This is a genomic window from Candidatus Electronema sp. JM (assembly GCF_048287415.1).
GTDB lineage: Bacteria > Desulfobacterota > Desulfobulbia > Desulfobulbales > Desulfobulbaceae > Electronema.
On record NZ_JBLWEN010000002.1, the window covers coordinates 14,275 to 39,979 of the forward strand.

The window sequence follows — 25,705 nt, forward strand, 5'->3', positions numbered from 1 at the left end:
CCCTGCGCGGAGCCATCTCCGCGCAGCCTTCCTCGCCACTTCCGTGAAACCATCCTTGCCCCTGCTTGAGTTGTCCCTTGCTGAAGCCTGCGCTGCGCTGGCTGCCCGCATTGCCGCCCCGTTGCCGCAAGAGTGCATTCCCTTGGCTGAAGCTCTTGGCCGAGTCAGCGCGGCAGCGGTCAGTGCTGACCGGCCCAGCCCTGCCTTTGACCAATCAGCCAGAGATGGCTTTGCTCTGGCCGCCCAGCCCTGCGCTGCTGATCAGGATTTCGCCGTATTTCAGCTTGTCGGTGAGAGTGCCGCTGGCTGCTTGGAGCGCAAAATTCTTGCCGCCGGGCAGGCGGTGCGGATCATGACCGGGGCGCTGGTGCCATCCGGCTGCGTCCGGGTCGTGCCATTTGAAAGCTGCCAGGAAGAACACGGCAGGGTGCGGGCGCCGCTGGACGCGCTGCGTTGCCGACAGTTGCATATCCGTCGGCAAGGGCAGGATATGCCAGCCGGGCAGCTGCTGGTTCCTGCCGGTGTGCGGCTGCATCCTGATCAGCTCCTGCTGCTGGCAGAAAATGGCTGTCGGGAGATCAGCGTGCGGCAGCAGCCGCGAGTTGCGGTCATCTGCACTGGCAGCGAATTAGTGCAGGCTGGAACGAAACTGCGGCAGGGGCAGAAATTTTCCGGCAACAGCGTGCTGCTGGCCGCCTTGCTGCATGAGCTGGGCTGCCGCTGCGTCCGCGCCGTCACGGCTGAGGACAAGGCCGAGTCAACCGCCGCCTTGCTCTGCGAGATCATTGAGTGTGATCAGCCAGATGCGCTCATCAGCACTGGCGGCATGGGGCCGGGCAAATTTGATCTGACCGAGCAGGTCTTCCAGCTCCTCGGCGGCGAGCTGCTCTTTAACCGGCTCAAACTCAAGCCTGGCAGAGCGACCTTGGCCGGAATGCTCGGCAGGCTGCCGCTGTTTGCTTTGCCAGGGCCGCCGCCTGCGGCGCGGCTGTTGTTCCATGAGCTGGTTGCTCCGGCATTGCGCACAATGCACGGCGAAGAGGCTGCAAGCGGTTTGGTTGAAGCCATTTTTGAACCTCAGCCTACCCTTGTTCGGCGGAGCGGGGAGGATGAGCTGATTCTGCACGGCGGAACAGCTTGGCTGGCGGCGGACGGCCAGCTCCGGGTGCGCCGGGCGGCTATCTTAGACCCGGTCAACGCGGTCATCCACAGTGGCGGTGGCGGCGGGGAAAACGGGAGGGTGAAAATTCGGCTGGTTGGGCCGCTGCGGACAACGGCGAGCTGCGGATACAAAAAGACAGCCGGGCTGCCCTGCAACACATAAGAAAATTCGCTGCCGCTGCTTCCTTCCGGACCTGACGGGGTTCACGATTTCTTATTGCGCAGGACCCGGCTGTCACACTTGAGGTCGCTGATCAATTATGGCGGAGAGGGTGAGATTCGAACTCACGGTACTTGCGTACACACGCGTTCCAGGCGTGCACCTTAAGCCACTCGGTCACCTCTCCTGAGCTGTGAAAAGCAACAGTCGGGACTAAGCTGCTCTCACCTTTCCACCTTGCGGCGGTTGCTGCTGCCCATTTATTTAAACTAAGTTCGACTCTTTGACAACAGAAAAAACAGGAAACCGCTCTTTTTCAGCGCCGCTGCCGGAAAAATGCCTTCAGGATGCCGCCGCACTCCTCAGCCAGCACCCCGCCTGTGACCGTGAAACGGTGGTTCAGGCAGCCGTCGCTGCCAATGCGGTACAGCGACTGAATGCCACCGTTTTTCGGGTCAGCCGCGCCAAAAACGATCCGCTTGACTCTGGCGAAGAGCAGTGCGGTTGCGCACATCGGGCAAGGTTCAAGGGTGACATATAAGGTGGTGCCGGGCAGCCGATAATTGCCAAGCTGGGCGGCGGCGGCGCGAAGAACACGGATTTCCGCATGGCCGGTGGGATCATGGGCGGCAATGCAGCAATTTCCTGCGGCGGCCAGCAGCCTGTTGTCCGCGCTGACCAGCACAGCCCCCACCGGCACCTCGTCTGAAACCGCCGCTTGGAAGGCGCAGGCAAGGGCCGCGTTCATAAAATATTCGTCCTGCCCGTGGAAGACCAAGATGACTCAATAAAAACGGCTGCAACGAGCAATTTCTTCGTGCTGCTGCTCTTCGCTCCAGCCCAAGCGTTCCGCCATCAAGGCAGCGCAATGCGCCAGCGTTTCCGGTTGCGGTTTCTCTGCCGCACCAAGATCAGTGCGCCGCCGCACGGCATCATCGAGATGCACAGCCATTTCCTCGTCCACGGCATAGGCAATTTCTGCCTCCAGCACCTCATCTGAACCCGGCACCGGACGCAGCAATTCGGAATAGCGCAGCACATTCTGCACCGATGAACCGTAATTTCTCAGCAGATGCTGGGCAGACGACGGATTGATGCCAACTAATTCCTGCATCTTATTCTGGCAAAACGAGGTGAAATCTTCCATTTTTCCACCCGACAAAGGCAATTCTGCCGTCTGAGACGGCTTGAACGGTCTGCCTGTCTTTTGAAGCAGGTAATCCACGGTCTTCTGACCGATGTCTCTGGCCGTGGTGTATTTCACCGGCTGGATGGAAATGAGATTGGCAATGCCTTCCTGCTGATGATCAAGCAGCTTGAAATCACCATTTGGCTTAAAGCGGCCCGGCACAAAGCCTTTGTGGACATGGCAGATATCTTCCCGCCGCAGAGGTTCGCCGGGATAGACCTTGTTAATTCGCTGGAGAAAATGCGCAATTTCCTCCTCGGTGATCCGCAGCTGTCCCGGCTCATTCGGCCAAGCTGCCTCATCTGTGCCAATCATCCAATAATTCAGCCACGGCACAAAGAAAAAGGCCCGCTCGTGGTCAAACAGACCGACCGCCAAACGGCTGGGAAAAAGCTGCCGCTTGACGACAAAATTCATCACCCGGCATTGAGGAAAATCACGTTTCGGCAACGATGGCAGGAGGTTCAGCAGGCCGCCGACCCAGGCGCCAGCAGCATTGACGACCTGATCCGCCCGCACCGTGAAGCTGTTGCCGGAAAGTTCATCCCGCACCTGCACGCCGCTGATCCGCCCATTTTCCAGCGCAAAGCCCGTGACTGGGCAATAATTGAGCGCGTCCAATCCGTGCTGCACGCCGGAATGGAGAAAGGCGAGGCCAAGCCGCTCGGAATTGATGGCCATGCCGTCGTGCCAGACCGCCGCGCCGGTGACATCGGGTCGGTCGAATTCCTTGCCCAACAGGTCTATCAACTTCTTTTTGCTGATGATGCCGCCAAGGGGTATCCGCTTGTCCGGCGGCAGGCCCTTGCTGCGGTCAAAAGCGATGAGGCCGTTGATCAGGCTGGCGGCGAACATGCCGGGCAGGCTGCGCAGCTTCCAAATGGATTCCGTCGGCATCACGCACTGGAGCGGATGGACGAGATGCGGCGCGATTTTCAGCAAGGTGCGCCGCTCACGGTTGGATTCACGGATTCTTTTGATATTCGCCTGCTGGAGATAACGGAAGCCGCCGTGAATAATTTTCAGCGAATTCGAGGAAGTCTGGCTCATAAAGTCGGAGGCTTCCAGCAGACAGGTTTTCAGGCCGCGTGCTGCTGCTTCGTAGGCCGTGGCGATGCCGTTGATGCCGCCGCCGATCACGACAAGTTCATAATGGGTGTCAGCAACCCGCTCAGGATTTCTTTTCATTTTCCGATTTTCCGCAACAGCTCGCTGTAAAACATATTGATTTTCCGCTCATAGGCTGGACGAGTGTAGTCCGCCGCCTTTTCCTTGGCCCGCGCCGCCCGTTTGCTTGCCTCGCCGTTGTTGGTCAGAGCGTGCCGCAATTCTGCCGCCAAGGCCGCAGGTTCTGGCAAAGCAAGAAATGCGTTGTCCTTATCTAACACCTGAGTATGGCTGGCAATTTTGGTGGCAAGAATCGGCTTGCCGGAATCCATGTAAGAATAAATCTTCATCGGCGTATTTTCGCCCTCAGTGCGCGGCGAGGCAAGCAAATCCGCCTGCGCCAAATACATGCCGAGCGACGAGGCCGGGCGTGGGCCAATAAAGAAAACCCGCGCGCTGATGCCAAGCCATTGGGCTTGTTCGCTGTATTGGAGAATATCTTTCTCCGCGCCGCCGATGACCACCAAGCTGCAATTCAGCTCCCTCGGTTCAGCCAAGGCGAAGGCTTCTAAAAGCAAAGCCATGCCCTGATATCGCTCCAAATTGCCGACATACATCAATATCTTGCCGGAACAGCCGAACTTCTCCCGCAGAGGTTCCAGCGGCACGGTGCAATTTTCTTTTAGCAGACTGATGTCTTCCAGCCGGAGCAGCGGTTTTTCCGGGGCAAACGTTCTGATTTTGTCTTCAATTGCCCGGCAGACCGGCACCACGCCCAAGCTATGCCGTACCGCCGCTTTTTCAAAAAATTCAAAACCAGCCCGGAACGGTTGAAGAACGGTGAGCTTCGCTAAAAGCTGATCGCTCATCCACGAATCAAGATCATAAATATACGGCACCTTGAAGAACAAGCGCAGGAGCATGGCGATGAATGCTGATTCTTCAACGGCATGAACCAGATCAAAGCTGAACTGCCGTTGAAGTCGGATGGCTTTTGCCGTCATCAGCGCATCGCAGCAAATTTTTTGCCACGAAAATCCGGGCGGGATAGCACGAAGAAAAGAGAGTGCAGCGGTACGGTGCAAGGTCACGTTGGGCATTGCAAGGTCTTCGCCCTCATGAAAAACCAGCAGATGCACCTCGTGGCCTGCCTTGCCCAGCGTTTCCGCGAGCAAACGGACAGCAATCGGTGTGCCCCGATTTTGGAAAAAAGGCTGCGGCGCAAGCAAAAGAATTTTCATCGCTGTTCCGTCTTGTCCATCCGCAGAATGATCGGTGAACCGAACAGATGGGTCAGGCCGCAGGCGCGGCAGGTGTTTTCCAGCAGGTGGGACAGAGCGGCAGAACCGAGCTTGCGGTGCAAGACCATTGGCAGGAAGAATTCAGGCCGGAGCTGCGGATTGACCATGCCGTTTTTGCTGAATTCATTGATGATCTGCACCCGGCTGAAGAGACCAAAGGTTCGTGTATTCCCTTCTAACTTCTTTTTTAGGCGGAAAAAGAAAGAATTCAAAATATTGATGCTGCGAAGATCGGGATAATCAATGACCACGGCCTTGGCCGAAACCCGCGCCAATTCAGCTAATAATTGCGGCCAGCGGTCAACATGCGGCACGAGGCGGAAGGCAATGACGAAATCAAAGGAGCGGGCGGCAAAGGGGAGCCGAAGCATGTCGCAGGTTTGATAACTATAAGCATTTTCCGGCAGCCGCTGCGCCAGCCGCTGGCGGCAGCTTGCGTCGCTGCCCGTGACAGTGACCTTGCAGCCACGCTGGGCCAGCGGCACGGCCAATTGCGCATGACCGCCGCCGACATCCAGCACTGACGCGCCCGGCTTCAGCTCCGGCAGCAGCTCCAGCAGCAGGTCAAGCTGGAGCTGGAGAAAATACGCGCCGACTTCGCCGGAAAAACGGCTCGCGTAGTCGTCTGAGGCGGTTTCAATGTCGGCGGTTTCGAGAAAAAAAACAGACATGCTGGGCAATTACAAAAGCAGTAAAGGTGAAGCGGAAACAGCGGCGGCCAGCCAGTACGGCCATGAGCTGCTGTTCTCTTTGCCCAGCCAGCCGTGCTTCTGATACCACGCCGCAGTTGCGGTCAAACCGCTGCGGCTGCTGTGGTGGAATCGGTAGTCCAGCAGGCGTTTCAGCTTGGCATTGTTGAATTTTCGATCTTTGGAATAAAATGCCACCCGGCGGCGGTAGATGGGCGGCGAAATGCCCAGCGGCGCGCAGATGGCCTTGCAAATGTCCGCAGCCAAAAAAAACGGCCAAATCGGCAGCCGAATCACCCATGCCTTTTTGTCCAAGGCTTCAGCGACAGTCTGCCCCATCTCCACAATGGAAATCGGGCGGTCATTAGCAGCAATCAACGTCTGGCAGCAGGTTGGTCCAGCAGCGGCGGCAGCTAGCATAATATTGGTCAAATCATCCACATGAATCAGGTGGTAAATGCCTTTGCCCTTGCCGAGCATCAAAATGAAGCCTTTGCTGGCCATTTTGAAAATCTTCAACAGCCGCCGATCACCGGGGCCAAAAATGGCGGCTGGCCGGATGATGGTATGCGGCAGGTTCGTCCGGGCACCAAAATCGGTCAGCCATTGTTCAGCTTCCAGCTTGGTGCGCTGATAGCTGTCGCCGGGACTGAAGCGGTATTCTTCATCGGCAAGATCGTCGCCGGGAATATGGCCATGCACACCGACGGTCGAAACATGCAGAAAACGTTTGAATTCCGGCTTGCCGCAGACCGCCTCGGCCAGCAGCCGGGTGGAATGCAGATGGACTTGGCGATAATCTTCTTCCGACGCTTTTTCCTGCCGGTACGCGGCAGCCAAATGGAAAATGTATTCAACACCCTGCGCTGCTTGGCGGATTATCTCCTGATCAAAGACCTCACCTCGGAACCAGATGATGTCAAGACTGGCTAAATCGCCAAGGTCTGAGGAAGGACGGGCAATCGCTCTGATCCGCGCTCCTGCGGCGGCTAATTTTTTCACCAGCACTCTGCCGGTGTAACCAGTCACTCCGGTAATTAATACGTTGACATTTTTGAATTGTTCGTAAGTTGATCTTGTCACCTTGTCACCTTGTCACCTTGTCACCTTGTCACCTTGTCACCTTGTCACCTTGTCACCTTGTCAGGTTGATTGTTCAGGCAGATTTTGCCCTTTGCTTACCTGATTATAGCGCAGGCGGCGGAGCAGTTCAAGGAAGGTTGATCTAATGCCGATACTTATCGCGTCCCCCTCGCCCCGGAGCAGCGAGCGCAGCGCGTCATCAGGAGACAAGCCTGTTTCTGCGCAAATGATGCGGGAGCCAAATTTGCCGAACTGGGCTTCCTCGCCGCTGAAGGGCAGCGGATCGGAACCGCTGATGATTTGATAGCCCAGCCGCTTGGCTTTGCGCATCAGCAGCGGCAGCGGCCAGCCTTGAGGCCGCAGGCTGACATCGCCGATAAGCACATCCTGCGGGCTGAAGCGGCGCAGCAGCTGATCAATCACCTTGCCGCGCTGAAAAAACCATTTGCCCGGCGACCACGGCAGCACCGGCACGCCGTTTTGTTCCCGAATTGCTTTGATCAGTTCTGCTGCCGGAAGGCCGTCGGCAAAGAGCGCGTCGGTGCAAAGGGCAAGCACCTCAATTCGCTCTGCCGCGACAATCTGGCGGCCCGGCAGCAGGGTGAGCTGCCTGCCGTCGCTTGTGCGCTGAAGGATGAGCTGGCGGCTGTCAGACTGGAGGCTGAAATCACGGAGAACGATTTTTCCTGCCTGAATCTGCGCGTAGAAATTGCAGCCAGCGCGTTCCGCCAGACAGCCGAAACAGGGAATTTGAGCGTCTTCTGCCGCCAGTCTGTCGAGCAGGCCGGAAAAAGCGCAGTCGAGATTGTAGCAAGAATACAGATGCAGATGGGTGTCGGCGAGAAAAGTCATTTCTGCTGCATCAGTTCTAAGGCTGCTTTAATGATTCCGGCAGTATCAATCCCAGCATCTTTCCACAACACTTGCTGCGGAGCCTGTTCAATGAATTTGTCGCCGTAACCAAGAATGCGTACAGGCAGCATCAAATGCCGCTCATGCAGCATCTGCGCCACCGCACTGCCGAAGCCGCCTTTTTTAGCATGATCCTCAATGGTCAGCACCCTGCCGCAGCGTTCCGCCCACGAGCTGATCAACTCAATGTCGAGCGGCTTGATGAAGCGGGGGTTGATCACCGCCGCTTCCACGCCGAGCTTGGCCAAGCCTTCTGCTGCCTGCATTGCCGCATAAACGCGGTTGCCAACCGGCAGCAGCAGGACATCGCCGCCCTCGCGCAGCAGCTCACCTTTGCCGACAGGCAGCAGGCGCAGCTCCTCGTCCATCGGCACGCCCTCGCCGCTGCCGCGCGGATAACGGACCGCGCAGGGGCCGTCATGCTGCACAGCGGTGAAGAGCATGTGGCGCAGCTCGTTCTCGTCCTTGGGAGCCATCAAGGTCAGGTTGGGGACGCAGCGGAGCAGGGAGATGTCGAATACGCCATGATGCGTGGGGCCGTCGTCGCCAACCACACCTGCCCGGTCAATGGCGAAAACCACGGGCAGATTGGTCAGGCAGACATCATGAATAAGCTGATCCACGGCCCGCTGGATGAAGCTGGCATAGACCGCGACAACTGGGCGCAAGCCAGCCAAAGATAGCCCGGCGGCAAAGGTGACGGCGTGCTGCTCGGCAATGCCGACATCAAAAAAGCGGTCAGGAAAACGCTTGCTGAACTCCAGCAGTCCGGTGCCTGCCCGCATGGCGGCGGTGATGCCGGCAATGCGCTGGTCATTTGCAGCCAGCTCGCAGACCGTCTTGCTGAAAACAGCGGTGTAGGACGGCGGGCCAGCAGCGGGCAGCGGTTTGCCGTTCGCAATGGAGAACGGGCCAAGGCCGTGATAGTCGCCCGGATTTTTTTCCGCTGGCTCATAACCCTTGCCCTTGGTGGTCAACACATGCACCAAGACCGGGCCGGGGCTGTTGTCGCGGACATTTTCCAAAGTTTCCAGCAGCACAGGCAAGTCGTGGCCGGGAATCGGGCCGATGTAATCAAACTTGAAGGCCTCAAAAAGCATTCCCGGAGTGAAGAGCACTTTCAGGCTTTCCTCAGACTTGCGCAGGACACTGAGAATATTCTCGCCCACTGAGCAGAGCTTCAGGCCGTCCTCAATGCGGTCTTTGAGGCGGCGCATGGTTTTCGAGGACATCTTTCGGCTGAGGAAGCTCGACAGCGCGCCGACATTGGCCGAGATGGACATCTCGTTGTCATTGAGAATGACGATCAGATTTTTGTGCAGGTCGCCCGCGTGATTGAGGGCTTCAAAGGCCATGCCGCCGGTCATCGAGCCGTCGCCGATCACGGCAATGACCTTGCCCGGCTCGCCTTGAATGGCCTTGGCCGCCGCCAGCCCCAGCCCAAAGGAAATGGAGGTGGAGCTGTGGCCAGTCTCGATGGTGTCGTATTCGCTCTCCGCCCGCTTGGGAAAGCCACTGATGCCCTGATGCTGGCGCAGGGTGTGGAATTTGTCGCGGCGGCCTGTGAGCAGCTTGTGGGCGTAGCACTGGTGGCCCACGTCCCAAATCAGCTTGTCTTCCGGGGTGTTGAAGATGTAATGAAGGGCAAGCGTCAGCTCGACCACGCCGAGACTAGGGGCAAGATGGCCGCCGTTCTCAGCCACCGTGGCGATGATCCGCGCCCGGATTTCCCCGGCGAGCTGCTCCAGCTCCGGCACAGACAGGCCGCGCAGGTCCGCCGGAGAATCAATGGTTTCGAGCAGGCTGAGTTCGGCTTCCGTCATGTGATCCTTGGGATTCAATTTTCGCCTGCCGTGTTGAAAGGAACTGCCGTCAAGCCGTCGGTCTCATTGTCCAAGAGCAGGTCAACCCGGCTGCGGGCCTCATGCAGCTTCTGGCTGCAAAATGCGGCGAGCTGCACGCCTTCGTCAAATTTCTTCAGGCCGGAATCCAAGGCGATATCGCCCTGCTCCAGCTCCGCAACAAGTTGCTCCAACTTGGCCAATGCCTGCTCAAAGGTCTTTTTGGTCATCATGTTGTCTCGCGCAGCTTAATGCGCTTCATCTTGGCCGGGCGACATCACTTTCGGCAGATTACGGGCAACGCGCAGATCAAGCACGATGTCGGGCTGATATTCGTCAATAAAATTCCTAAGCAGCGGGAATTCCATTTCCCGGCTGTACACAACCTGCTGAAACGTTTCGTTGAGGAATTGTCTCATTCCGTCAATAAAGGAATCAGAAATGACTAACAGCCGCAGGGGCTGGCCAGTTGGACAGCCGTTTTTCTCCAGTGTGCGGCCTTCTGGCTGCTCCGCTGGTGTAAGGATGATATTCTTCGGGCTGGAGCAGGGCTGTGCAGTCTCCCATGTTTCCTGTGTTTCGGTAAGGAGTCCAGTCAGCCCCATTGCCAGAACCAAGTCACCGCCAAAGGAATTTGGCTCGACGCGGCGAAAAAATCGTTCCTCTGGCAAGGCCGCCGCTGCGGGATGCCGTTGTTGAATCCACTTCATAATGGCGCGATAAGCGGCATAGGCACCTCGATCATTCCAATGGCTGTCGGTTTTGAAATAAATCTGTCCGGCCTGTTTTGCCTGCTGCAACGGTTCTGTTAAATCAAGAAAATGGCTGGCCGCCAAACTGCTGTTCATGTGCCGCCGCATCAGCTCCAGCATTGTTGTGCCCCGCCGATTACTGAAGCGTTCAGGAAAATATTCCGGGTGCAGATCTTCTTTATTGGGCGCGATGGCCACAAGATATTCTGCTCCTTTTCCGGCCATCAGCTGCTGGCGGAACACCAGCGTCCGCTCCCAAGCCCGGACTGTCTCTTTATCTTCGGCTGAAGGTATCCGTAAATAATTGTGCATCGCCCAATCGCCAAGATAAAACAGCCAGCCGTCTTTTCCGGGCAGCACAATCCAGTTCTGCGATTTGTTGGTATTGAACAACCACAGCCGTAATAAGGCATTGCCAGCAATCAGTTTGTCGCGGAAAAGAAAATGATCCTGAACATAAGCATCCGCAGCTTTTGTCCATTCTGGCAAGCGAGCTGCCGTAGGGATAAAATTTGGAAATTTTGCGAGCTGCCTTTTTTCCTGCAAGGAAATATCTTCTTTCTCTGCCGAGATCGTGCCGATGCAGAATACCGCTAAGGCTGCCGCAAAAAAAATCGCAACAGCCCCTTGGATAAAGTTTTTTACTTTACGCGGCATGATTTCAGAACTGGAAGTAGATAAACGCATTCTGGGTTCCTGATGCCAGCTCCAGCAAGGAAAGAAGAAACAGTGCCGCCAAAGCGATGCCGCGTGCAATTTCAACAAAAACGGCCAGCGGCGCGAAAGAACAGGCTGCCTGAACACCCTGCTTGAGAAAAGGAAACGCCAGCAGCGTTGAAATGATCAGAACCGAAAAAAGCTGCCCGTCCATTTTAAGCAGTATCCACGGATTATCAAGCGGATTTATCGGAAATCCGGCCATAGCCCGGAGATGGAGCCACGCTTCATACAGCGAATCTTCGCGGAAAAACACCCACGAGATAATAACAAAAATAAGCAGATAGCTGTGCCGGACTGCTCTGGGCAGCTTGGCCAGCAGCCCAGCAAGAAAAAGCCGTTCAAAAACCAGAAAGAGGCCATGCAGGAGACCCCAGATAAGAAAAGTCCAGTTTGCGCCGTGCCACAGGCCGCAGAGCAAAAACACAAGCAGGAGATTGACGCAGGTGCGCAGCTCGCCATGTCGGCTGCCGCCCAGAGGAATATACAGATAGTCGCGGAACCAGCGCGAAAGCGTGATATGCCAACGCCGCCAGAACTCGCGCACAGACTGGGCCGCATAAGGATACGTGAAGTTCTCTGGCAGGCGATAGCCGCACATCAGGCCCAGACCAATGGCCATGTCAGAGTAGCCAGAAAAATCGAAGTAAATTTGCAGGGTATAGCAGACCGCGCCCAGCCATGCGGCAGCGGTGGTCAATTCGGCAGCGGGACAGTCAAAGCCCTGTCCGGCGATTTCTGACAGCACATTGGCGAGCAGCAGTTTTTTGCTCAGGCCAATGATGAAGCGTTCGGTTCCAGCGGAAAAATTGGCAAAACCTGCCATGCCGCTTGAACGTGCTGCCACTTCAGCATATTGTTGAATCGGCCCGGCGGCAATTTTTGGGAAAAAGGAAAAATAAAGACCCAGCCGGACAATATTTGTTTCGGCCTCTGCGCTTCGGCGAAAGATATCGGCCAGATACGAGACGGCATGAAAGGTGATGAACGAAATACCCAGAGGAGTCAAGGAGGTATCCGGCGGAGCCAGCGGCAGTCGCCAGTCTGGCCGCAGCTGACTGAGGCCGTTGAGAAAAAAGGCAAAATATCTGTAATAAAAAAGCGGAAAAAAATTTGCCGCAATCATCAGACTGAAAAGAAGGCCGCGCAGCCAGCTGTTCCGCAGACGGTCGAGCAGCAATCCGGCAAAAAAATTACCGCTTATAAGCACAAGAAGAAAAGGCAGCGCATTCCAAGAACTCCACGAGTAAAACAGCAGGCTGGCAAACAGTAGAAATATGCTGCGCAGCCGCTGGCCGGACAACCAGCAGCCAGTCAAAACGGCGGGGAGGAAGAAAAAAAGAAAACTGAGCGAATAAAATGGCATAGAAATACCTGTTCACCAAAAATACGAGTTCAGCAGGCTGTTGAGACCGGCGGCAGCACAGTGAGGATTGAGTTTAAATCGGATGCCGATATTTTTCAACTCCTGCGACCGCAATGATGTTTTTACTTGCATTTTCTCACCGTCGCGTTAAATCTTGGATGCTGTCCGCTGTTTTCCCTATCCTCAATTCCGCGCAAGGAGGTCTTGCATCATGAACACCCGCCGCATCCTTTTTTTTCGGCGCAGGCTGAATTCAGTCCTGCCGCTGCTGGCTTTGGCCATGCTTTTTGTCCTTGCCGCCGCCTGCACCGGCTCTGCCGACCGGCTCCAGCTCAATGCCTCTTTTGACAGCGACCACATTTATGCTGCCCGCCCGGGAGCGCACTATCTGGAAGTGCTGGTGACTGCGCCGGAAGCTCTCGGCCAGCGGCGGCGGGTGCCGCTCAATCTGGCCTTGGTGCTGGACACCTCCGGCTCAATGGCTGAACAGAACAAGCTGAATTATGTCAAGCAGGCGGCCATCGCCATGCTCAACCGCCTGCGCCCGGAAGACCGCTTCGCTCTGATTGCCTACAGCAACCGCGCCAGAGTGCTGTATCCATCGCAGCCGGTTGAGGATGGGCAGCGCATGGAGGGGCTGATCAACTCGCTTGAGGCGACTGGCGGCACCAATCTCGGTGAAGGGCTGATCGAAGGTTTTCAGCAGGTGCGGCGGCACGCCACTCCTTCGGCAATCAGCCGGGTGCTGCTGCTGTCTGACGGCTTGGCCAATATCGGCATCACCTCCAACGGTGAGCTGGCGCAGTTAGTGCAGGCGCAGGCGGCGGAAGGCATCTCCCTGAGCAGCTTCGGCGTGGGCTTGGAATTCAACGAAGACCTGCTGGCCGCCATCGCTGAAACTGGCCGGGGCACCTACTATTTTATTGATCACCCGGAAAGCATGAACAGCATCTTGGCCAAGGAATTCAAGTCAGTCGAGCAGCTTGCCGCCGCCGACATCCGCGTCACGATTACCTTGGGCAGCGATCTGGCTGTGGATCAGGTTTTCGCCAACACCTACGCGGTGGACGGCAACACGGTCACGGTGCGTTTCGGCGATTTGGCTGCTGGAGAACGGCGGCGGATGCAGATTCGCGTTCTGCCGAAACAGCGGGGCGCAGGACGGCTGGACAATGCGGCCCGCGTCAGCGTCAGCTATCTGGAGCCGGGCAGCGCCGCCCCTCTTTCGCTGTCCGACAGTCTTGGCGTGATCTACACGGATGACGAAAAAAGCGTGGCCTCGCGCCAGAACAAGGAGGTGCTGGAGCGGGCCGCTGTGTTTGAGGCCAATCAGGCGAAAAAAGAGGCGGCGTTGGCTGTGGACAAAGGCGATCAGAGCCGGGCTGCCGCCATTCTTGGCGCAGCGCGGAATAAAATCGAAGCGGTTGCTCCGGCTGCGGCCAGCCCCAAAGTGCAGAACGAGCTGACGCAGATGGACTCCTACGCCCAGAGTGTCAACAAGCCGATGGACAGCAAGGAACGTTCCTTAGAGCAGAAAAAGGTCAAACACCGTGCGCAGGCGGTTGAAGGCTGCTGAACGCATCCATCGCATTGGCTGGGGAGATGGTCTTAAAGCAAGGCCGCCTTCGATGAATTAGAGTTAAACTATGTTCGCTGTAGGAATTGGCCCGCTGAAGGCAGGCTGTTTTTTTCTTTCAACAGAAACAACGAGATTATGAACATGCAGGATGATTTGCGGCAGCGGCTGGCGCGGAAGCCTTTGCTGCTGATGACCCATTTGGTGCTCGGCTATCCCTCTTTCGCTGTCAACCGGGAGGTGATCCGGCAGATGGCAGAAAACGGCGTGGACTGCATCGAGCTGCAAATACCCTTTTCCGAGCCGATGGCCGACGGCCCGGTGCTGCTGAAGGCTAATCAGGACGCGCTGGCCGCAGGCGCGACCGTGCGCGGCTGCATGGCCTTTGCCGCTGAAATGGCGCAGGAATATCCGCAGGTACATTTCCTGTTTATGACCTACTGCAACATCGCCTACCGCTATGGTTTCGCGGAGTTCATTCGGCATTCAGCGGAGATCGGCATCAAGGGCTTCATCATTCCCGACCTGCCGCCGGAAGAGGGCGCGGACTATCTGCGCTTGGCGAAAGAACACAGCCTTGCTGCGGTGATGTTCTTCACCCCGACTTCAAGCGAGGCGCGGATGACGGCGGTTGCCAAAGAAGGCGGCGGCTTTATCTACTGCGTGGCTCGCAAGGGAGTGACCGGCCAGCACACTGAAGTGGACGAGTCTTTGGCCGCTTATCTGGCCCGCTGCCGCGCGGCGACCGATCTGCCGCTGGCAGTCGGCTTCGGCATTGCCAGCCGCGAGGATGTGGCCATGCTGGAAGGCAAGGCGGATATGGCCGTGATCGGCACCGCCACCATCAAATTAGTGGAGCGCGAAGGCGCAGCGGCAGTTGGGCCGTTCATCCGCTCGTTGTCACCGCGCTGTTAAAAATTTGCGTTTCTCAAGAACCGCTTCCTTCCTCTCGCTCCGGCGGCACCCAGCCTTGGCCGCCGCTGTGCCAGAGGAATTTCCGGCACACGCCCCGGATCAGGCTGGCTTCTTTCTTTTTGATCCGGGTGCGGCTGAGAAACTGGCGGATGTTGCGCATCCAGTAGCTGCGGCTGGTGTCGTGAAGAAAACCGATCCGGCTCAGGGCTTGGTCTATATGCTCGTACATGCCCTCCAGCTCGTGGGAGTTGGCGTACTGGCCGCCGCCGCCCGCTGGAGGAACCGCGCCTGCCGCCATGTACAGCTCATAGCAGCAGATGGCGACAGCTTGGGCCAGATTGAGCGAGGAAAAATCCGCCGTGGGAATGGTGAGGGCGAACTGGCAGAGGTCGAGGTCTTCGTTGCTGAGGCCGCTGCTTTCCGGGCCGAACATCAGGGCCGCCCGGCTGCCGTCAGCGATGAGCGGCACCAGCCCGGCCATCACCTCGCGGGGGTATTTGACCTCAACTGTCCGGTATTTGCCCTGCCGGGCCGTGGTGCCGACAAGGAACTGATACGGCGCGGCGGCCTCGCGGGAGCTGCTGACGATCTGCAAATTTTCAATCAGATGAGCAGCCTTGTGCGTGGCCATTTTCAGCATCCGTTCCTGCTCCGGCGGCTCATCGGCCACAACGGTCAGCTGGCCGATGCCGAAATTGCAGGCGATGCGGGCCGCCGCGCCAATGTTTTCCGGGTATTTGGGCCGCACTAAAATCAGGCCGCAGCCGGGCAGGGCCGCAGCTTGTGGCTCAGTCAGCATCTCAGACATTCCGGGAGCAAAACTCAGAGGTTGGCCGGGTCGTCCAGCTCAAGGCGGTGCTTGCCGTGCTGGGGCATTTTTTGCTCGGCGGCAGGCGCGGCTGCCGGGCTGCTGGAGGTGATCCGTTTGAAGAAGGGAATCAGGCCCTTTTCAGCGTTGCGCATCTCCTCCTCGGCCTCGCGCAGGGTGATCTGCCAGACCGGAGCAAAGCCGGGCGATTTCTCAAACATGATCTCCGCCGCCTTCTGATAGACCTGGGCCTGCCGGATTTCCTGTTTGCCCGGTTTCTGATTCAGCACCTGAATCATGTTGCGGAGATTGTCGCGCTCCTGCCGAAGCTGGTTCAGCTCTTCCTTGCGCCGTTCGTTTTCCGTTGACTCAATCTCGAACTTGGTTTGCAAATGCCCGCGCAGCTTGCGGATATCGCCGTGCAATGTCCGCACTTTGATCACCGAACGCACCCAGAAGGCGAAGGCGATCAGCAGGCCGACTGCCAGACCGCGCACATAATGGTTGGCCAGCAGTTCCGCAAGCCAGCTTGTTTCTTCCATGACAGACCTCGCAAAAATGGAGTGGGAGAGAGGCGGCCAGAAGAACATGCCGCCGCACCAATATCAAGAACCATATTTGCGGCCATTGCGCAAGCACCTTTTTCAGGGGCAAACTGACCGCACCAAGGTTTCTGTGGTGTTTTTTTCCCGGTCATGGCCTCTTTTGTCTTGCGGGCTGGCGGCAAAGTCTCTATAAATAGCGGATACAAAATTTTTAACTTCTCGGTCCGGCAGAGCTGCGCTGAGAAAATTCAAGCCACAAGAAGGAAGGAGGGACGAAGAATGAAGCTGAAAGTTCTGCTGCAAGCCGTTCTGCTGCTGCTGACTGTCGCCGCAGGCCATGCGGAGACGGTGACTGACGTGCGGCGCAATCCGTTCTATCAGCCGCCCCTGCGTTCAACCGCTGATCTCAGCTCGATGATGGCGACGGCGCAGGAAGACATTCGCGACGGTCTCTATCAGGCTGGCTATCCTGAGCTGTACCAGCCGTTGATGGAGCAGTTCCCGAAGGCGGCGGTGAGCCGGGTTGACTATCTGCCCGGCCAGACCTTCGTCTGGATGCTGTCCAAGGATAATGGCGGCCAAGGCCCGGTGCGGGTGGTGAACGACATGGTCTGGGGCGGAAAAAGACGCATTGCCGCCTATGAGTTTTCCATTTCCAGCAATGGCTCGCAGTATGTGTTTGCTGTGCCGCTGGCCTGCGGCAATCTGGCCTTGAAAGAAGTGATTGGCAGCGGCACTGTGGTCGGCGAAGGAAAAGTCGGCTGCCTCTCCTGCTACAACTTCCGCTTTGTCGCTGACGCAGGCTATCTGCATCAGTCTGATCCAGGCGATTATCTCATGCTGCGGGCCGGTGTTGAGCATTCTCTGAGCGAACGCTGGTCGTTTTTGGCCATGGTCGGCGGTGCGCCGCATCTTTCCGGCACAGACGGCACCGATGCCATCTTGGTGGATTTTCTGCTTCAGTATGACTGGTTCCGCTTCATGTTCGGCAACCAGTGGTCGTCGGCCTTCGTCGGAGTTGGTCTGGGCGGCTGGATCACCTCAGGCAATGACAAACTGTCGGCTGAAGACACCGACGTGGACGTGATCGCCGATATCGGCGCACGCATCTACGGCAGCCCGGAAACCTTCAATGCCTCGCTGTTCTTCGAGGCCCGCTCGGCTGTGGATGAGTTTGACGACATTGCCAACTACGGACGCTTCGGAGCCGGTCTGCGCTGCCGCTTCTAAGCAACAGGCCGCAGTCTGACACAAGGCGGAAGGTGCAGCACCTTCCGCCTTTGCTATTTTTGCGGCTGAATTTGTTCCTCAATCGCCGCCAGCAGCGCGGTCAACGTTGCCGGATTGGCCGCGCTGAGACAAAGGCCGTCCTCAGCCTCAACAATCTGCGGCGGCAGGAGCGCGTCCGGCAGCAGGTCAATCTTGTTGTACAGCCGCAGGCAGGGTATATGCTCCAGCTCCAGCTCGCGCAGGAGGCTGTCCACGGCCTCAGCCTGCTGCGGCCAGGCGGGATTGGCCGCGTCAATCACATGCAGGAGCAGGTCGGCCTCATGCAGCTCTTCCAAGGTAGAGGCGAAGGCTTTGAGCAGTTCGGCGGGCAGGTTGCGGATGAAGCCGACAGTGTCGGTCAGCACCGCCTCTGTCCCGCCGGGCAGGCGGAAGCGGCGCGAGGTGGGATCCAGCGTGGCGAAGAGCATGTCCTCGGCGAAAATGTCCGCGCCGGTCAGGCTGTTGAGCAGGGTGGATTTGCCCGCGTTGGTGTAGCCGACCAAGGAGACCACCGGCACCTCGTGCTTGCGGCGGCGGCTCCGGCGGTGCTGCCGCTGCTGGCCGACCTCTTTCAGCTCGTCGCTCAGGCGGGCGATGCGGTCTTTGATCCGGCGGCGGTCAATCTCCAGCTTGGTCTCGCCGGGGCCGCGCGCGCCGATGCCGCCGGTGAGGCGCGACAGCGAATCGTCCCGGCTGGCGAGAAAGGGCAGCAGGTATTTGAGCTGGGCCATCTCAATTTGCAGGCGGCCTTCCCGTGAACGGGCGCGGCGGGCGAAGATGTCGAGAATGAGCTGGGTGCGGTCAATCACCCGCAGGTCGGTGCGGCTGGTGATCGAGCGCACCTGCGAGGGACTCAGCTCCTGATCAAAAATGAGCAGATTGGCCCCGCTGCGCAGGCTGATCAGCATGATTTCCAGCAGCTTGCCCCGGCCTAATATATAACGCGGATCAGCCTTGCTGCGGTGCTGAATCACCTGCTCGACAGCCTCGACCTCGGCGGCGCGGGCCAGCTCGGCCAGCTCCAGCATGGACTCCGCCGCCAAGCCGCGCGGCCCGGTGCTGACGGAAACAAGAATGGCCCGGTCTTTGCCTTTGTCCACCTCGCGCGTCGGCTGGCTGCGGGCCAGCTCGGTTTCAATCCCCTCAATCAGACCGAGGCAGGAGAACGGCTCCTCTGCCGGGCGGAACGGCTCCAGCAGCCGCCAGCCATCACCGCCGCCGCGCTCCGGCTGGACATGAACGCAGCGCAGCAATTCCGCCTCACCGCTGCTGAACGTCAGCACGGCCATCAAATCCAGACGGAGGCAGACCAAGTCCATGATGTCCTCCTCGTCCGGGCCGCTGGTGCTGAAATGCGTGTGGACGCAGCGCAGGCCGCAGAGACGACCGCCGCCGCTGCGGGTGTTCTGCAAAACCGGGATCATGATCCGGTCGTGGTCGCCGACAATGACGGTATCAACCACGCCGGAACGCTGGATGAGCAGGCCAAGCTGGCGGTTCAGCTCGGCAGACAAGGCCGCCAGGCTGCGGGCGGCATCCAGGCTGATCACCTCGTCCGGGCTGATTTTCTTCTTGAGCAGCAGCTCCAGCTGCCGGAGCTGGCTACTCTTTAGTCCTGCTGTATGGCCGACGATGGAAATGATGACCTCCTTGCGTTCAAACCGCCGGGGGAACGTTCTGGCCCCGGATCAGGTCGAGCAGCTCTTGGGTTTTCGTCTGCAGCAGGGCTTCATCCGCACGGGTTTCCACATTCAGGCGCAGCACTGGCTCGGTGTTGGATTTGCGCAGATTGAAACGCCACCTTGGATAACTGACTGAAAGCCCATCCGTATAATCCTTCTCGCCGTCGCTGTGCCGCGCTTCCACGCTGCGGATGACCGCGTCAGGATCAGCCACTGTGGAGTTGATCTCGCCGCTGACTGGAAAAGCCCGCATCCGCTCATCCACTAACGCCGACAGCGTGGTGCGCTGCGCACTCAAAAGCTGGCAGACCAGCAGCCACGGCAGCATCCCGGAATCGCAGCAGCCAAAGTCACGGAAATAATGATGGGCGGACATTTCGCCGCCGTAGAGGGCGTTTTCCCGCCGCATGGCCTCTTTGATGAAGGCATGGCCGGTTTTGACCATCATCGGCGTGCCGCCAGCCTCACGCACCATCTCTTGAGTGTTCCAGATCAGCCTCGGATCATGCAGGATCACCCCGCCCGGATGCCGCGTCAACAGAGCCGCAGCGAGCAGGCCAACAATGTAATACCCTTCAATGAACCGGCCATTTTCGTCAAACAGAAAGCAGCGGTCACAGTCGCCGTCCCATGCCACGCCTAAATCCGCGTTGTGTTCGCGCACAGCTTGAGCAGTTTCTTCCCGATTTTCCGGCAGCAGGGGATTGGGCACTCCATTCGGAAACGTGCCGTCCGGCTGCCAATTGAGCCGGACAAACGTAATCGGCAGCCGCTGCGCCAGCAAATCAAGAACTGGCCCAGCACAGCCGTTGCCTGCATTGACCACAATCTTGAGCGGCTTGAGCGCAGGGACAGCAATATAGGACAGCAGGTGCGAGATATAGCGATGCTTGTTCGGCATCTTCTGATTGCGTCCGACAAGAGCCGGATTTTTCAGCAGCGCGGCACGGCACCACTCCGCATCCGCCGCCCGCGCCGCCACCTCCAGCAGCCCGGAATCTGAGGACATCGGCTTTGCCCCTTGGCAGACAAACTTCATCCCATTCCATTCCGCCGGATTATGACTGGCCGTGACCATGATGCCGCCGTCAATCCCTTCCGCCTCACCGCTGAAGACCGCAAAATAGACCTCCTCGGTGCCGCAGAGACCAATGTCAAGGACATCAATGCCTGTCTTGGTCAGCACATCGCAGAGGGTTTCGGCAAGCTCCGGGCTGGACAGGCGGACATCACGGCCAATCACGATCTTGCGGGCCTTGATCTGGCAGCAGAAGGCCAAGCCAATCCGCGCCGCAATTTCCGGGTTCAGTTCTTCTGGCACACGGCCCCGGACATCATACGCGGTGAAACATTTAAGCTGCGGCATAGTTTATGATGGTGAAAAGGTTTTCAAGGAGGGCGGTTTCATTCTGAACCAAGAACACGCTGGACGGCTGCGTCCAGCGCCTCGCCGGAAGGGAGATCAGGCCCGGAGATGAAGCGGGTTGAGAAGTCGTTCAAGGTGAAGCGAAGCGTGCGAGCAGGCAGCAGTTGCCGATGCCAGCCTGCCTGTTCAGCGGCACCTAACTGATAGGTGAAAACGGTCAGAGTATCAGAAGCCGCCTTTGCAGCGTGAGGAATATCTGCACCGACAACGTCTTCAAATTTTTTGAAAACAACTTCTGGCAGAATAAAATACAGACCTTTTTTGACAAGGTTTGAACGCGAGCAGATAATTCCCTTGCGGATGAGCTGAGGAATCAGCCGTTTATGAACATTTGCCCAATTCAGGCCGTGATTTGAGGAAGGAAGCTCTTCAGAATTTTTTTTCGTGATTGGCAGATTTTTATATCCATGCCAAGCATCCCTGTAGTTCCCTGTTATATCTATGCTTTGTATTTCAAGACCTATATATTCCGCAAGCTGGCCGCCCTCAATCCGGGCCAGAATCCAATCTATTGAAAGGCTCCGGCCTGCCTGAATCTCCTTTCCTGAATTCTTGCCAAGAACAACAACGCATTCTTTGATTTTACCGCGCTGCTCAATATACTCACTGAAAAGCAGGAAAGGAATACTGCCGAAGGCATCTTCCGCAGCCCGCCGCAGAACAGCGTAGTTGTCTGCGTAGAAACGGTTTGGACAGATAATGACATCGCCATGAGGCGAAGTCACAGAACAGGTGCCGTAAACAATGCTCTGATCATGGTTAATTTTAATACAGGATTTTTTGAGAAAAGGACATGCGCCCAAATTCCACAATGACCTTGCGGACAGAGAAAGATCATCAGGCGCATGGCCAAAGATTTCAACAATATCCTTTTTTTTTAACATTGCTCCAGCATGTTGCTAATTGTCCTGCCAATGGCGCGGGCCAGCAGCGGCGGTACCGCATTGCCGACCTGCTCATATTGCTGCGTCAGCGAGCCGGTGAAATGATAGCAATCTGGAAAAGACTGCATTCTCGCCGCCTCCCTGACAGAAATCACCCGGTCTTGAGTTGGATGAAAAAAACTGCCCCAGTGCGGATCGCATTTGGTCAAAATTGTGGAGCAAAGACCGTTCGGATCAAGCCTGCCGTAGCGTTTAGTATGATCGCTCCGGCGGGCGCGACGCAAACCTGCTGGCAGCAGCTCAAACGGAATGTCACGCCAGCTGCCGCCTTGCGGAATATGCCGCAGCCGCTCCAGATTGATTGTGCTCAGTCGGTTGCAGCGATGATTACAAACTTGAGAACTGCCCTGCCGCAGCAGTTTTTGGTATTCGTTGGTGGGTTCAGCCGCATAAGACAGCATTTCCTCTTGCTGCTCAGGGCCAATTTCCGGCAGATCCGAAAGAGCGTCGCAGACAGTGGTCTGCGGTTTCAGCCGCTGATGAAACAGTGGCAGGATGTCAAGGCAAAGCTCGCGTGCGCCGGTGAAATTTGCGGCAGCCGTCGCCGCATATTCCGGCGGCGGAAAGCTGATCTCCGCATTTTTTGAGCGAAGGGCTATGAAAATGGTGCGGAAACGCAGCTGCGGCACGCCGTAATGGCCTGCAAAAAGGATGCGGTGCGCAGTTGTGTAGCCAAGCCGGGCCAGCTCCTGATAAATCTGCTCGACCACGGTGCCCCGGCCCAGCGAGATGATGCCGGGCACGTTTTCGATCAGCACCGCCTTGGGCCGCAGCACCTCAGCCGCCCTCATGAATTCTTTAAAAAGATGATTCCGGTCGTCATCCAACGAGCGCACCGGCGCGTTGATGGAGAAACCTTGGCAGGGCGGCCCTCCGGCGAGCAAGTCCAGCTCGCCCTGCCGCAGACCCAGCCGCGCCGTCAGCTCCGCCGCGCTGATCTGGCGGATGTCGCCCTCCAGCAGCGCGGTGTCCGGGTGGTTGAGGCGGTAGGTCGCGGCGGCGGCAGGATTCAGCTCATTCGCCAGCAGCGGGCGGAATCCTGCCATTTCCAGTCCGCAGGAAAGGCCGCCCGCCCCGGCGAAGATATCTGCCAGCGTCCGCGCCGCCGGTTCATTCATGCACATTCGCACGCTTCTTCAGGGTCAGCAGCGGGCTGGCCACGAAGATGGACGAGTAGGTGCCGACTATCATGCCGAGCAGCAGAGTAAGGGAAAAATCATGAATCACCGCGCCGCCAAAGAAGAAGAGGGCGGCCAGCGACATGAAGGTGGCCAGCGAGATGATCAGCGTCCGGGCCAGCACTTCGTTGGTGCTGATGTTGATGATCTGGGGCATGTTGCTGTCCGCGCCGTGCTTGGCGATGTTCTCGCGGATGCGGTCGAAGATGACCACGGTGTCGTTGAGGGAGTAGCCAGCCAGCGTCAGCAAGGCGGTCAGAATCAGCAGGGTGATTTCCACATCTAACAGCCAGAGCACGCCCAGCACGGCGAACACGTCATGAAACGAGGCCACAGCGGCAGCCACGGCGAAGCTGAGGTCGAAGCGGATGCCCAGATAAAGAATAATGCCGACCAAAGAGATGGCGGTGGCGAACAAGGCTTGGTTGCGCAGGGTGTTGGAGATGGACGAGCCTATCTCTGACTGGCTTTCCAAGGTGAACTTATTGCCTTGCACGGAGGCCAGCGAGGTATTGACTTTGTCGCTGAGATGTCCGACCGTGTCTTCGGTCTTCTTGATTTTGATGATCAGGCGGTGCTCGCTGGTCACATGCTGCAAATCGGTCTCCAAGCCGTTTTTGCTCAGAACAGTGCGCACTTGATCCAGCTCAAAGGGCTTTTCCGCTTTGTATTGCAGCAGGGAGCCGCCGGAGAAATCAACACCGATATTGGCATTGCCCAGCATGATTTGCGCAAAGGCGAAGAAGCCAAGGAGCGTGAGCGAGCCGGAGACAATGAAGCCGATCTTCCTGATGCCCATGAAATCAATCTTCGGCTTTTTGATGAAGAGCATGAACTTCAGCGTCTCCACCTTGCGGCTGGCAGCGATCCAGTCAAAGGCCACCCTCGAGCAGAACAGGGCCGCGACCAAGTTGAAGATTACGCCCAGCGAAAGGGTGACGGCAAAGCCTTTGATCGGGCCGGTGCCGAAGAGAAAGAGGGCCAGCGCGGTGATCAGGGTGGTGAGCTGCGAGTCAACAATCGAGAGGAAGGCGTTGTCAAAACCAGCGGAAATGCCGGAGCGCAGCGATTTGCCGAGGTCGAACTCCTCCCGCATCCGTTCGTAGATCAGGACGTTCGCGTCAACGCCCATGCCGATGGAAAGGATGATGCCTGCCACGCCGGGCAGGGTCAGCGTTGCGCCGAAAATAGCCAACCCAGCGACTAAGAAAAGAATGTTCAGGGCAAGGCCGAAATCTGCGACCAGGCCGGAGAGGCGGTAATACACACCAATGAAGAGCAACACCAGAATCGCGCCTGCCAAGCCCGCGTTGATGCTTTGATTAATCGCATCCTGGCCCATGCTGGCGCCGACCGTCATGTTCTGAATAATTTCCACTGGCGCGGGCAGTGCGCCTGCGCGAAGGACAATGGCCAAGTCATTGGCCTCTTCGGTGGTGAAGCTGCCGGAAATCTGCGCCGAACCGCCGAGGATTTTATTAATGATCACCGGGGCCGAGCGCACCACCTCATCAAGGATGATGGCGAAGCGGCGGCCCACGTTCTTGCTGGTGATATCAGCAAAAATTGAACCGCCACGACCAGTCAGCTCCATGCTCACCAGCGGCTCGTTGAAGTTGCCGCCAAAACCCATTTTGGCCGTCTTGACCATCTCGCCAGTCATCATCACCCGGCTTTCCAGCAGCAGCGGCACCTTGCGCTCTTTTTTTGTCTGCTTGTCAACGACGCGCTCAAAACTGATTTCCGTGCCTTTGGGCAGACTGCTCTGCAAGGCAAGATTGAGCTGACGGATGCTGCCGCCTTCCTTCCATTTCCCGGAAGTCACAGCTTGGCTGACCAGCGCGGGCAAGTCCAGCCCGGCCTCGTCAGACACCATTTTGAATTCCAGCTGGGCGGTCTTGCCGATCAGGTCAATCGCCCGCTGCGGGTCTTTCACGCCAGGCAGCTGCACCACAATTTCGTTGTCGCCCTGCTGGACAATCACCGGCTCGGCCACGCCGAACTGGTCAATACGGTTGCGGATGATCTCCAGCGACTGCGTGACAGCGGTGGTGCGGATGCGCTCGCTCTCCTGCTTGGCCAGTTTGAGCGTGACGCGGGGAAAGCTGCCTGCCGCTGCGTCAACCTTGATTTCCAAGTGCGGAAAATCTTTTTTGGCGAGCTGATTGACCGTGTCCACCGCCCCGGTGTTCGGCAAGGTGAAGACTAATTGCGCCGGGTCAGGCGAATCCATCTGCACCGCCGAGATGTTTTTCGCAGCCAGCTGGTCTTTCAGATCAGCGGCGGCCAGCTCTAAAGAATTTTTCAGAGCTTTGTCTATATCCGCCCGCAGAACAAGGTGCATTCCGCCTTGCAGGTCAAGGCCGAGCTGAAGTCCTTTGGGGGCCAGATACTTTTTCCACCACTCCGGCGTGCCTTTGTAAAACGACGGCACAATGAAGAGGATGGAAAAAACTATCATGAAAAAGAGCAGCCAGCTTCGCAGTTTCAGGTTGTTGTTCATAGAAATTTTCCTCAAATAACGTGGTCGGTTGCGGACTGAACACCGCAGCGGCAAAAAAGCATGAGCATGAAAAACGATGAACTATACGCCAGGCCGGGGCATCATGCAACGGCTGGAACCGCTTTTTTTGGCGGCAGGCCAAACCAGTTGAACAGTTCAGCTCGTTTTTGTGATAACAAACAGTTGTCGTTTGTTATCAACGTATTGCACCTGCCGCCCAAAAAAGAGCTGCCGCCTGAGCGGAGAGGAAAAGGCTGAGAACAGAACATTCTCAACAAACGGAAACGTCCAGAAATCACCTTGTTCTGCTCCGCTCAGGGCACCTTGCACGCGGAACGGAGCAGGAGGGCAAACGCGACAGCCCCTCAGTGCGGCAGTTGGGCACCTCGCGGGTGATGATCACGTCGTGGACGTGGGACTCGCGCAGGCCTGCGGGCGAGATGCGGACACGCATTCCGCTTCAGCAAAAATAAACTATATTATCACCGCCGAGGGAGAAAAGCAAATGAATGCGTCTTCGCGGGCGGAAAAGGCAGGAGCATTTTTTGCTGCGGAACGCCGCCGCGCTTGGTATGCTTCAC

General features: G+C 57.5%; 21 protein-coding genes, 1 tRNA gene, 1 other RNA gene and 1 pseudogene. 5 read left to right on the forward strand and 19 right to left on the reverse strand.

Going from position 1 to position 25,705, the window contains the following annotated elements:
• Positions 1-43: 43 nt before the first annotated feature.
• Positions 44-964 (forward strand): annotated as a pseudogene (locus ACNKH6_RS00745) (molybdopterin molybdotransferase MoeA); the annotation flags it as partial.
• A gap of 332 nt (positions 965-1,296) precedes the next feature.
• On the opposite strand, the gene ffs reads toward ACNKH6_RS00745, so the two are convergent.
• The 12 genes from ffs to ACNKH6_RS00805 form a co-directional block, all read right to left on the reverse strand.
• Positions 1,297-1,395, reverse strand: an RNA gene (gene ffs, locus ACNKH6_RS00750) — signal recognition particle sRNA small type.
• A 27-nt stretch (positions 1,396-1,422) separates the two neighbouring features.
• Positions 1,423-1,508: transfer RNA gene (locus ACNKH6_RS00755), tRNA-Ser, on the reverse strand.
• Positions 1,509-1,637: 129 nt separating this feature from the next.
• Entirely contained in the window at positions 1,638-2,102 is a 465-nt protein-coding gene (gene tadA / locus ACNKH6_RS00760) for a tRNA adenosine(34) deaminase TadA (protein WP_417913654.1), read from the reverse strand.
• A gap of 3 nt (positions 2,103-2,105) precedes the next feature.
• Positions 2,106-3,698, reverse strand: a complete 1,593-nt coding sequence (locus ACNKH6_RS00765; RefSeq protein ID WP_417913634.1) for an FAD-dependent oxidoreductase — start codon at positions 3,696-3,698, stop codon at positions 2,106-2,108.
• A complete protein-coding gene (locus tag ACNKH6_RS00770; RefSeq protein ID WP_417913635.1) occupies positions 3,695-4,858 on the reverse strand; it encodes a glycosyltransferase in 1,164 nt (387 codons plus the stop codon). The genes ACNKH6_RS00765 and ACNKH6_RS00770 overlap by 4 nt, the downstream gene beginning before the upstream one ends.
• The gene (locus ACNKH6_RS00775; protein ID WP_417913636.1) at positions 4,855-5,589 is read right to left on the reverse strand and encodes a class I SAM-dependent methyltransferase; all 735 of its coding nucleotides are present in this window, start codon (positions 5,587-5,589) and stop codon (positions 4,855-4,857) included. The genes ACNKH6_RS00770 and ACNKH6_RS00775 overlap by 4 nt, the downstream gene beginning before the upstream one ends.
• Positions 5,590-5,598: 9 nt before the next feature.
• Positions 5,599-6,690 (reverse strand): NAD-dependent epimerase/dehydratase family protein, encoded by a 1,092-nt coding sequence (locus ACNKH6_RS00780; RefSeq protein ID WP_417913637.1) that lies wholly within the window; start codon positions 6,688-6,690, stop codon positions 5,599-5,601.
• Between the two features lie 60 nt (positions 6,691-6,750).
• Positions 6,751-7,542: a hypothetical protein gene (locus ACNKH6_RS00785; RefSeq protein WP_417913638.1), complete on the reverse strand. Its 792-nt coding sequence runs from the start codon at positions 7,540-7,542 to the stop codon at positions 6,751-6,753.
• Complete coding sequence (dxs, locus tag ACNKH6_RS00790; protein ID WP_417913639.1) at positions 7,539-9,425, reverse strand: 1-deoxy-D-xylulose-5-phosphate synthase; 1,887 nt, start codon at positions 9,423-9,425, stop codon at positions 7,539-7,541. The genes ACNKH6_RS00785 and dxs overlap by 4 nt, the downstream gene beginning before the upstream one ends.
• A gap of 14 nt (positions 9,426-9,439) precedes the next feature.
• Positions 9,440-9,676 carry an exodeoxyribonuclease VII small subunit gene (gene xseB / locus ACNKH6_RS00795; RefSeq protein ID WP_417913640.1) on the reverse strand — a complete coding sequence of 79 codons (237 nt, stop codon included), beginning with the start codon at positions 9,674-9,676 and terminating at the stop codon, positions 9,440-9,442.
• A 15-nt stretch (positions 9,677-9,691) separates the two neighbouring features.
• Positions 9,692-10,684 carry an alginate O-acetyltransferase AlgX-related protein gene (locus ACNKH6_RS00800; RefSeq protein ID WP_417913641.1) on the reverse strand — a complete coding sequence of 331 codons (993 nt, stop codon included), beginning with the start codon at positions 10,682-10,684 and terminating at the stop codon, positions 9,692-9,694.
• A 172-nt stretch (positions 10,685-10,856) separates the two neighbouring features.
• Positions 10,857-12,278: an MBOAT family O-acyltransferase gene (locus ACNKH6_RS00805; RefSeq protein WP_417913642.1), complete on the reverse strand. Its 1,422-nt coding sequence runs from the start codon at positions 12,276-12,278 to the stop codon at positions 10,857-10,859.
• 211 nt (positions 12,279-12,489) lie between these two features.
• Between ACNKH6_RS00805 and ACNKH6_RS00810 the strand changes: the two genes are divergently transcribed.
• On the forward strand, positions 12,490-13,854 hold the full coding sequence (locus ACNKH6_RS00810) for a vWA domain-containing protein (protein ID WP_417913643.1): 1,365 nt from the start codon (positions 12,490-12,492) through the stop codon (positions 13,852-13,854).
• 138 nt (positions 13,855-13,992) lie between these two features.
• Positions 13,993-14,769, forward strand: a complete 777-nt coding sequence (gene trpA / locus ACNKH6_RS00815) for a tryptophan synthase subunit alpha (RefSeq protein ID WP_417913644.1) — start codon at positions 13,993-13,995, stop codon at positions 14,767-14,769.
• Positions 14,770-14,782: 13 nt separating this feature from the next.
• Here trpA and ACNKH6_RS00820 read toward each other — a convergent pair whose 3' ends face one another.
• Both ACNKH6_RS00820 and ACNKH6_RS00825 read right to left on the reverse strand, forming a co-directional pair.
• Positions 14,783-15,568, reverse strand: a complete 786-nt coding sequence (locus tag ACNKH6_RS00820; RefSeq protein ID WP_417913645.1) for an RNA methyltransferase — start codon at positions 15,566-15,568, stop codon at positions 14,783-14,785.
• 23 nt (positions 15,569-15,591) lie between these two features.
• The gene (locus ACNKH6_RS00825) at positions 15,592-16,119 is read right to left on the reverse strand and encodes a hypothetical protein (protein WP_417913646.1); all 528 of its coding nucleotides are present in this window, start codon (positions 16,117-16,119) and stop codon (positions 15,592-15,594) included.
• Between the two features lie 282 nt (positions 16,120-16,401).
• Here ACNKH6_RS00825 and ACNKH6_RS00830 point away from each other — a divergent pair, with 282 nt between their 5' ends.
• Positions 16,402-17,352 carry a hypothetical protein gene (locus ACNKH6_RS00830; protein ID WP_417913647.1) on the forward strand — a complete coding sequence of 317 codons (951 nt, stop codon included), beginning with the start codon at positions 16,402-16,404 and terminating at the stop codon, positions 17,350-17,352.
• A gap of 53 nt (positions 17,353-17,405) precedes the next feature.
• On the opposite strand, the gene hflX is transcribed toward ACNKH6_RS00830, so the two are convergent.
• The 5 genes from hflX to secD all read right to left on the reverse strand — a co-directional run bounded on the left by hflX (position 17,406) and on the right by secD (position 25,124).
• Positions 17,406-18,941, reverse strand: a complete 1,536-nt coding sequence (hflX, locus tag ACNKH6_RS00835; protein ID WP_417913648.1) for a GTPase HflX — start codon at positions 18,939-18,941, stop codon at positions 17,406-17,408.
• A 106-nt stretch (positions 18,942-19,047) separates the two neighbouring features.
• Positions 19,048-20,439: a phosphomannomutase gene (locus ACNKH6_RS00840; protein ID WP_417913649.1), complete on the reverse strand. Its 1,392-nt coding sequence runs from the start codon at positions 20,437-20,439 to the stop codon at positions 19,048-19,050.
• A 38-nt stretch (positions 20,440-20,477) separates the two neighbouring features.
• Positions 20,478-21,224 (reverse strand): NotI family restriction endonuclease, encoded by a 747-nt coding sequence (locus ACNKH6_RS00845; protein WP_417913650.1) that lies wholly within the window; start codon positions 21,222-21,224, stop codon positions 20,478-20,480.
• Between the two features lie 152 nt (positions 21,225-21,376).
• Positions 21,377-22,567, reverse strand: coding sequence for a DNA cytosine methyltransferase (locus ACNKH6_RS00850; RefSeq protein ID WP_417913651.1), 1,191 nt, complete (start codon positions 22,565-22,567; stop codon positions 21,377-21,379).
• Entirely contained in the window at positions 22,554-25,124 is a 2,571-nt protein-coding gene (gene secD, locus ACNKH6_RS00855; protein ID WP_417913652.1) for a protein translocase subunit SecD, read from the reverse strand. Before secD ends, ACNKH6_RS00850 begins: the two co-directional genes overlap by 14 nt.
• A 60-nt stretch (positions 25,125-25,184) precedes the next feature.
• Here secD and ACNKH6_RS00860 point away from each other — a divergent pair, with 60 nt between their 5' ends.
• Positions 25,185-25,382 carry a hypothetical protein gene (locus ACNKH6_RS00860; RefSeq protein ID WP_417913653.1) on the forward strand — a complete coding sequence of 66 codons (198 nt, stop codon included), beginning with the start codon at positions 25,185-25,187 and terminating at the stop codon, positions 25,380-25,382.
• Positions 25,383-25,705 lie beyond the last annotated feature (323 nt).

What these genes read in the sequence shown, in the direction of transcription:
- ACNKH6_RS00765 (WP_417913634.1), bottom strand. Translation starts at nt 3,698, where the DNA reads ATGAAAAGAAATCCTGAGCGGGTTGCTGACACCCATTATGAACTTGTC.
- ACNKH6_RS00770 (WP_417913635.1), bottom strand. Translation starts at nt 4,858, where the DNA reads ATGAAAATTCTTTTGCTTGCGCCGCAGCCTTTTTTCCAAAATCGGGGC.
- ACNKH6_RS00775 (WP_417913636.1), bottom strand. Translation starts at nt 5,589, where the DNA reads ATGTCTGTTTTTTTTCTCGAAACCGCCGACATTGAAACCGCCTCAGAC.
- ACNKH6_RS00785 (WP_417913638.1), bottom strand. Translation starts at nt 7,542, where the DNA reads ATGACTTTTCTCGCCGACACCCATCTGCATCTGTATTCTTGCTACAAT.
- dxs (WP_417913639.1), bottom strand. Translation starts at nt 9,425, where the DNA reads ATGACGGAAGCCGAACTCAGCCTGCTCGAAACCATTGATTCTCCGGCG.
- xseB (WP_417913640.1), bottom strand. Translation starts at nt 9,676, where the DNA reads ATGATGACCAAAAAGACCTTTGAGCAGGCATTGGCCAAGTTGGAGCAA.
- ACNKH6_RS00805 (WP_417913642.1), bottom strand. Translation starts at nt 12,278, where the DNA reads ATGCCATTTTATTCGCTCAGTTTTCTTTTTTTCTTCCTCCCCGCCGTT.
- ACNKH6_RS00810 (WP_417913643.1), top strand. Translation starts at nt 12,490, where the DNA reads ATGAACACCCGCCGCATCCTTTTTTTTCGGCGCAGGCTGAATTCAGTC.
- trpA (WP_417913644.1), top strand. Translation starts at nt 13,993, where the DNA reads ATGAACATGCAGGATGATTTGCGGCAGCGGCTGGCGCGGAAGCCTTTG.
- ACNKH6_RS00820 (WP_417913645.1), bottom strand. Translation starts at nt 15,568, where the DNA reads ATGCTGACTGAGCCACAAGCTGCGGCCCTGCCCGGCTGCGGCCTGATT.
- ACNKH6_RS00825 (WP_417913646.1), bottom strand. Translation starts at nt 16,119, where the DNA reads ATGGAAGAAACAAGCTGGCTTGCGGAACTGCTGGCCAACCATTATGTG.
- ACNKH6_RS00830 (WP_417913647.1), top strand. Translation starts at nt 16,402, where the DNA reads ATGAAGCTGAAAGTTCTGCTGCAAGCCGTTCTGCTGCTGCTGACTGTC.
- ACNKH6_RS00840 (WP_417913649.1), bottom strand. Translation starts at nt 20,439, where the DNA reads ATGCCGCAGCTTAAATGTTTCACCGCGTATGATGTCCGGGGCCGTGTG.
- ACNKH6_RS00850 (WP_417913651.1), bottom strand. Translation starts at nt 22,567, where the DNA reads ATGTGCATGAATGAACCGGCGGCGCGGACGCTGGCAGATATCTTCGCC.
- secD (WP_417913652.1), bottom strand. Translation starts at nt 25,124, where the DNA reads ATGAACAACAACCTGAAACTGCGAAGCTGGCTGCTCTTTTTCATGATA.
- ACNKH6_RS00860 (WP_417913653.1), top strand. Translation starts at nt 25,185, where the DNA reads ATGAGCATGAAAAACGATGAACTATACGCCAGGCCGGGGCATCATGCA.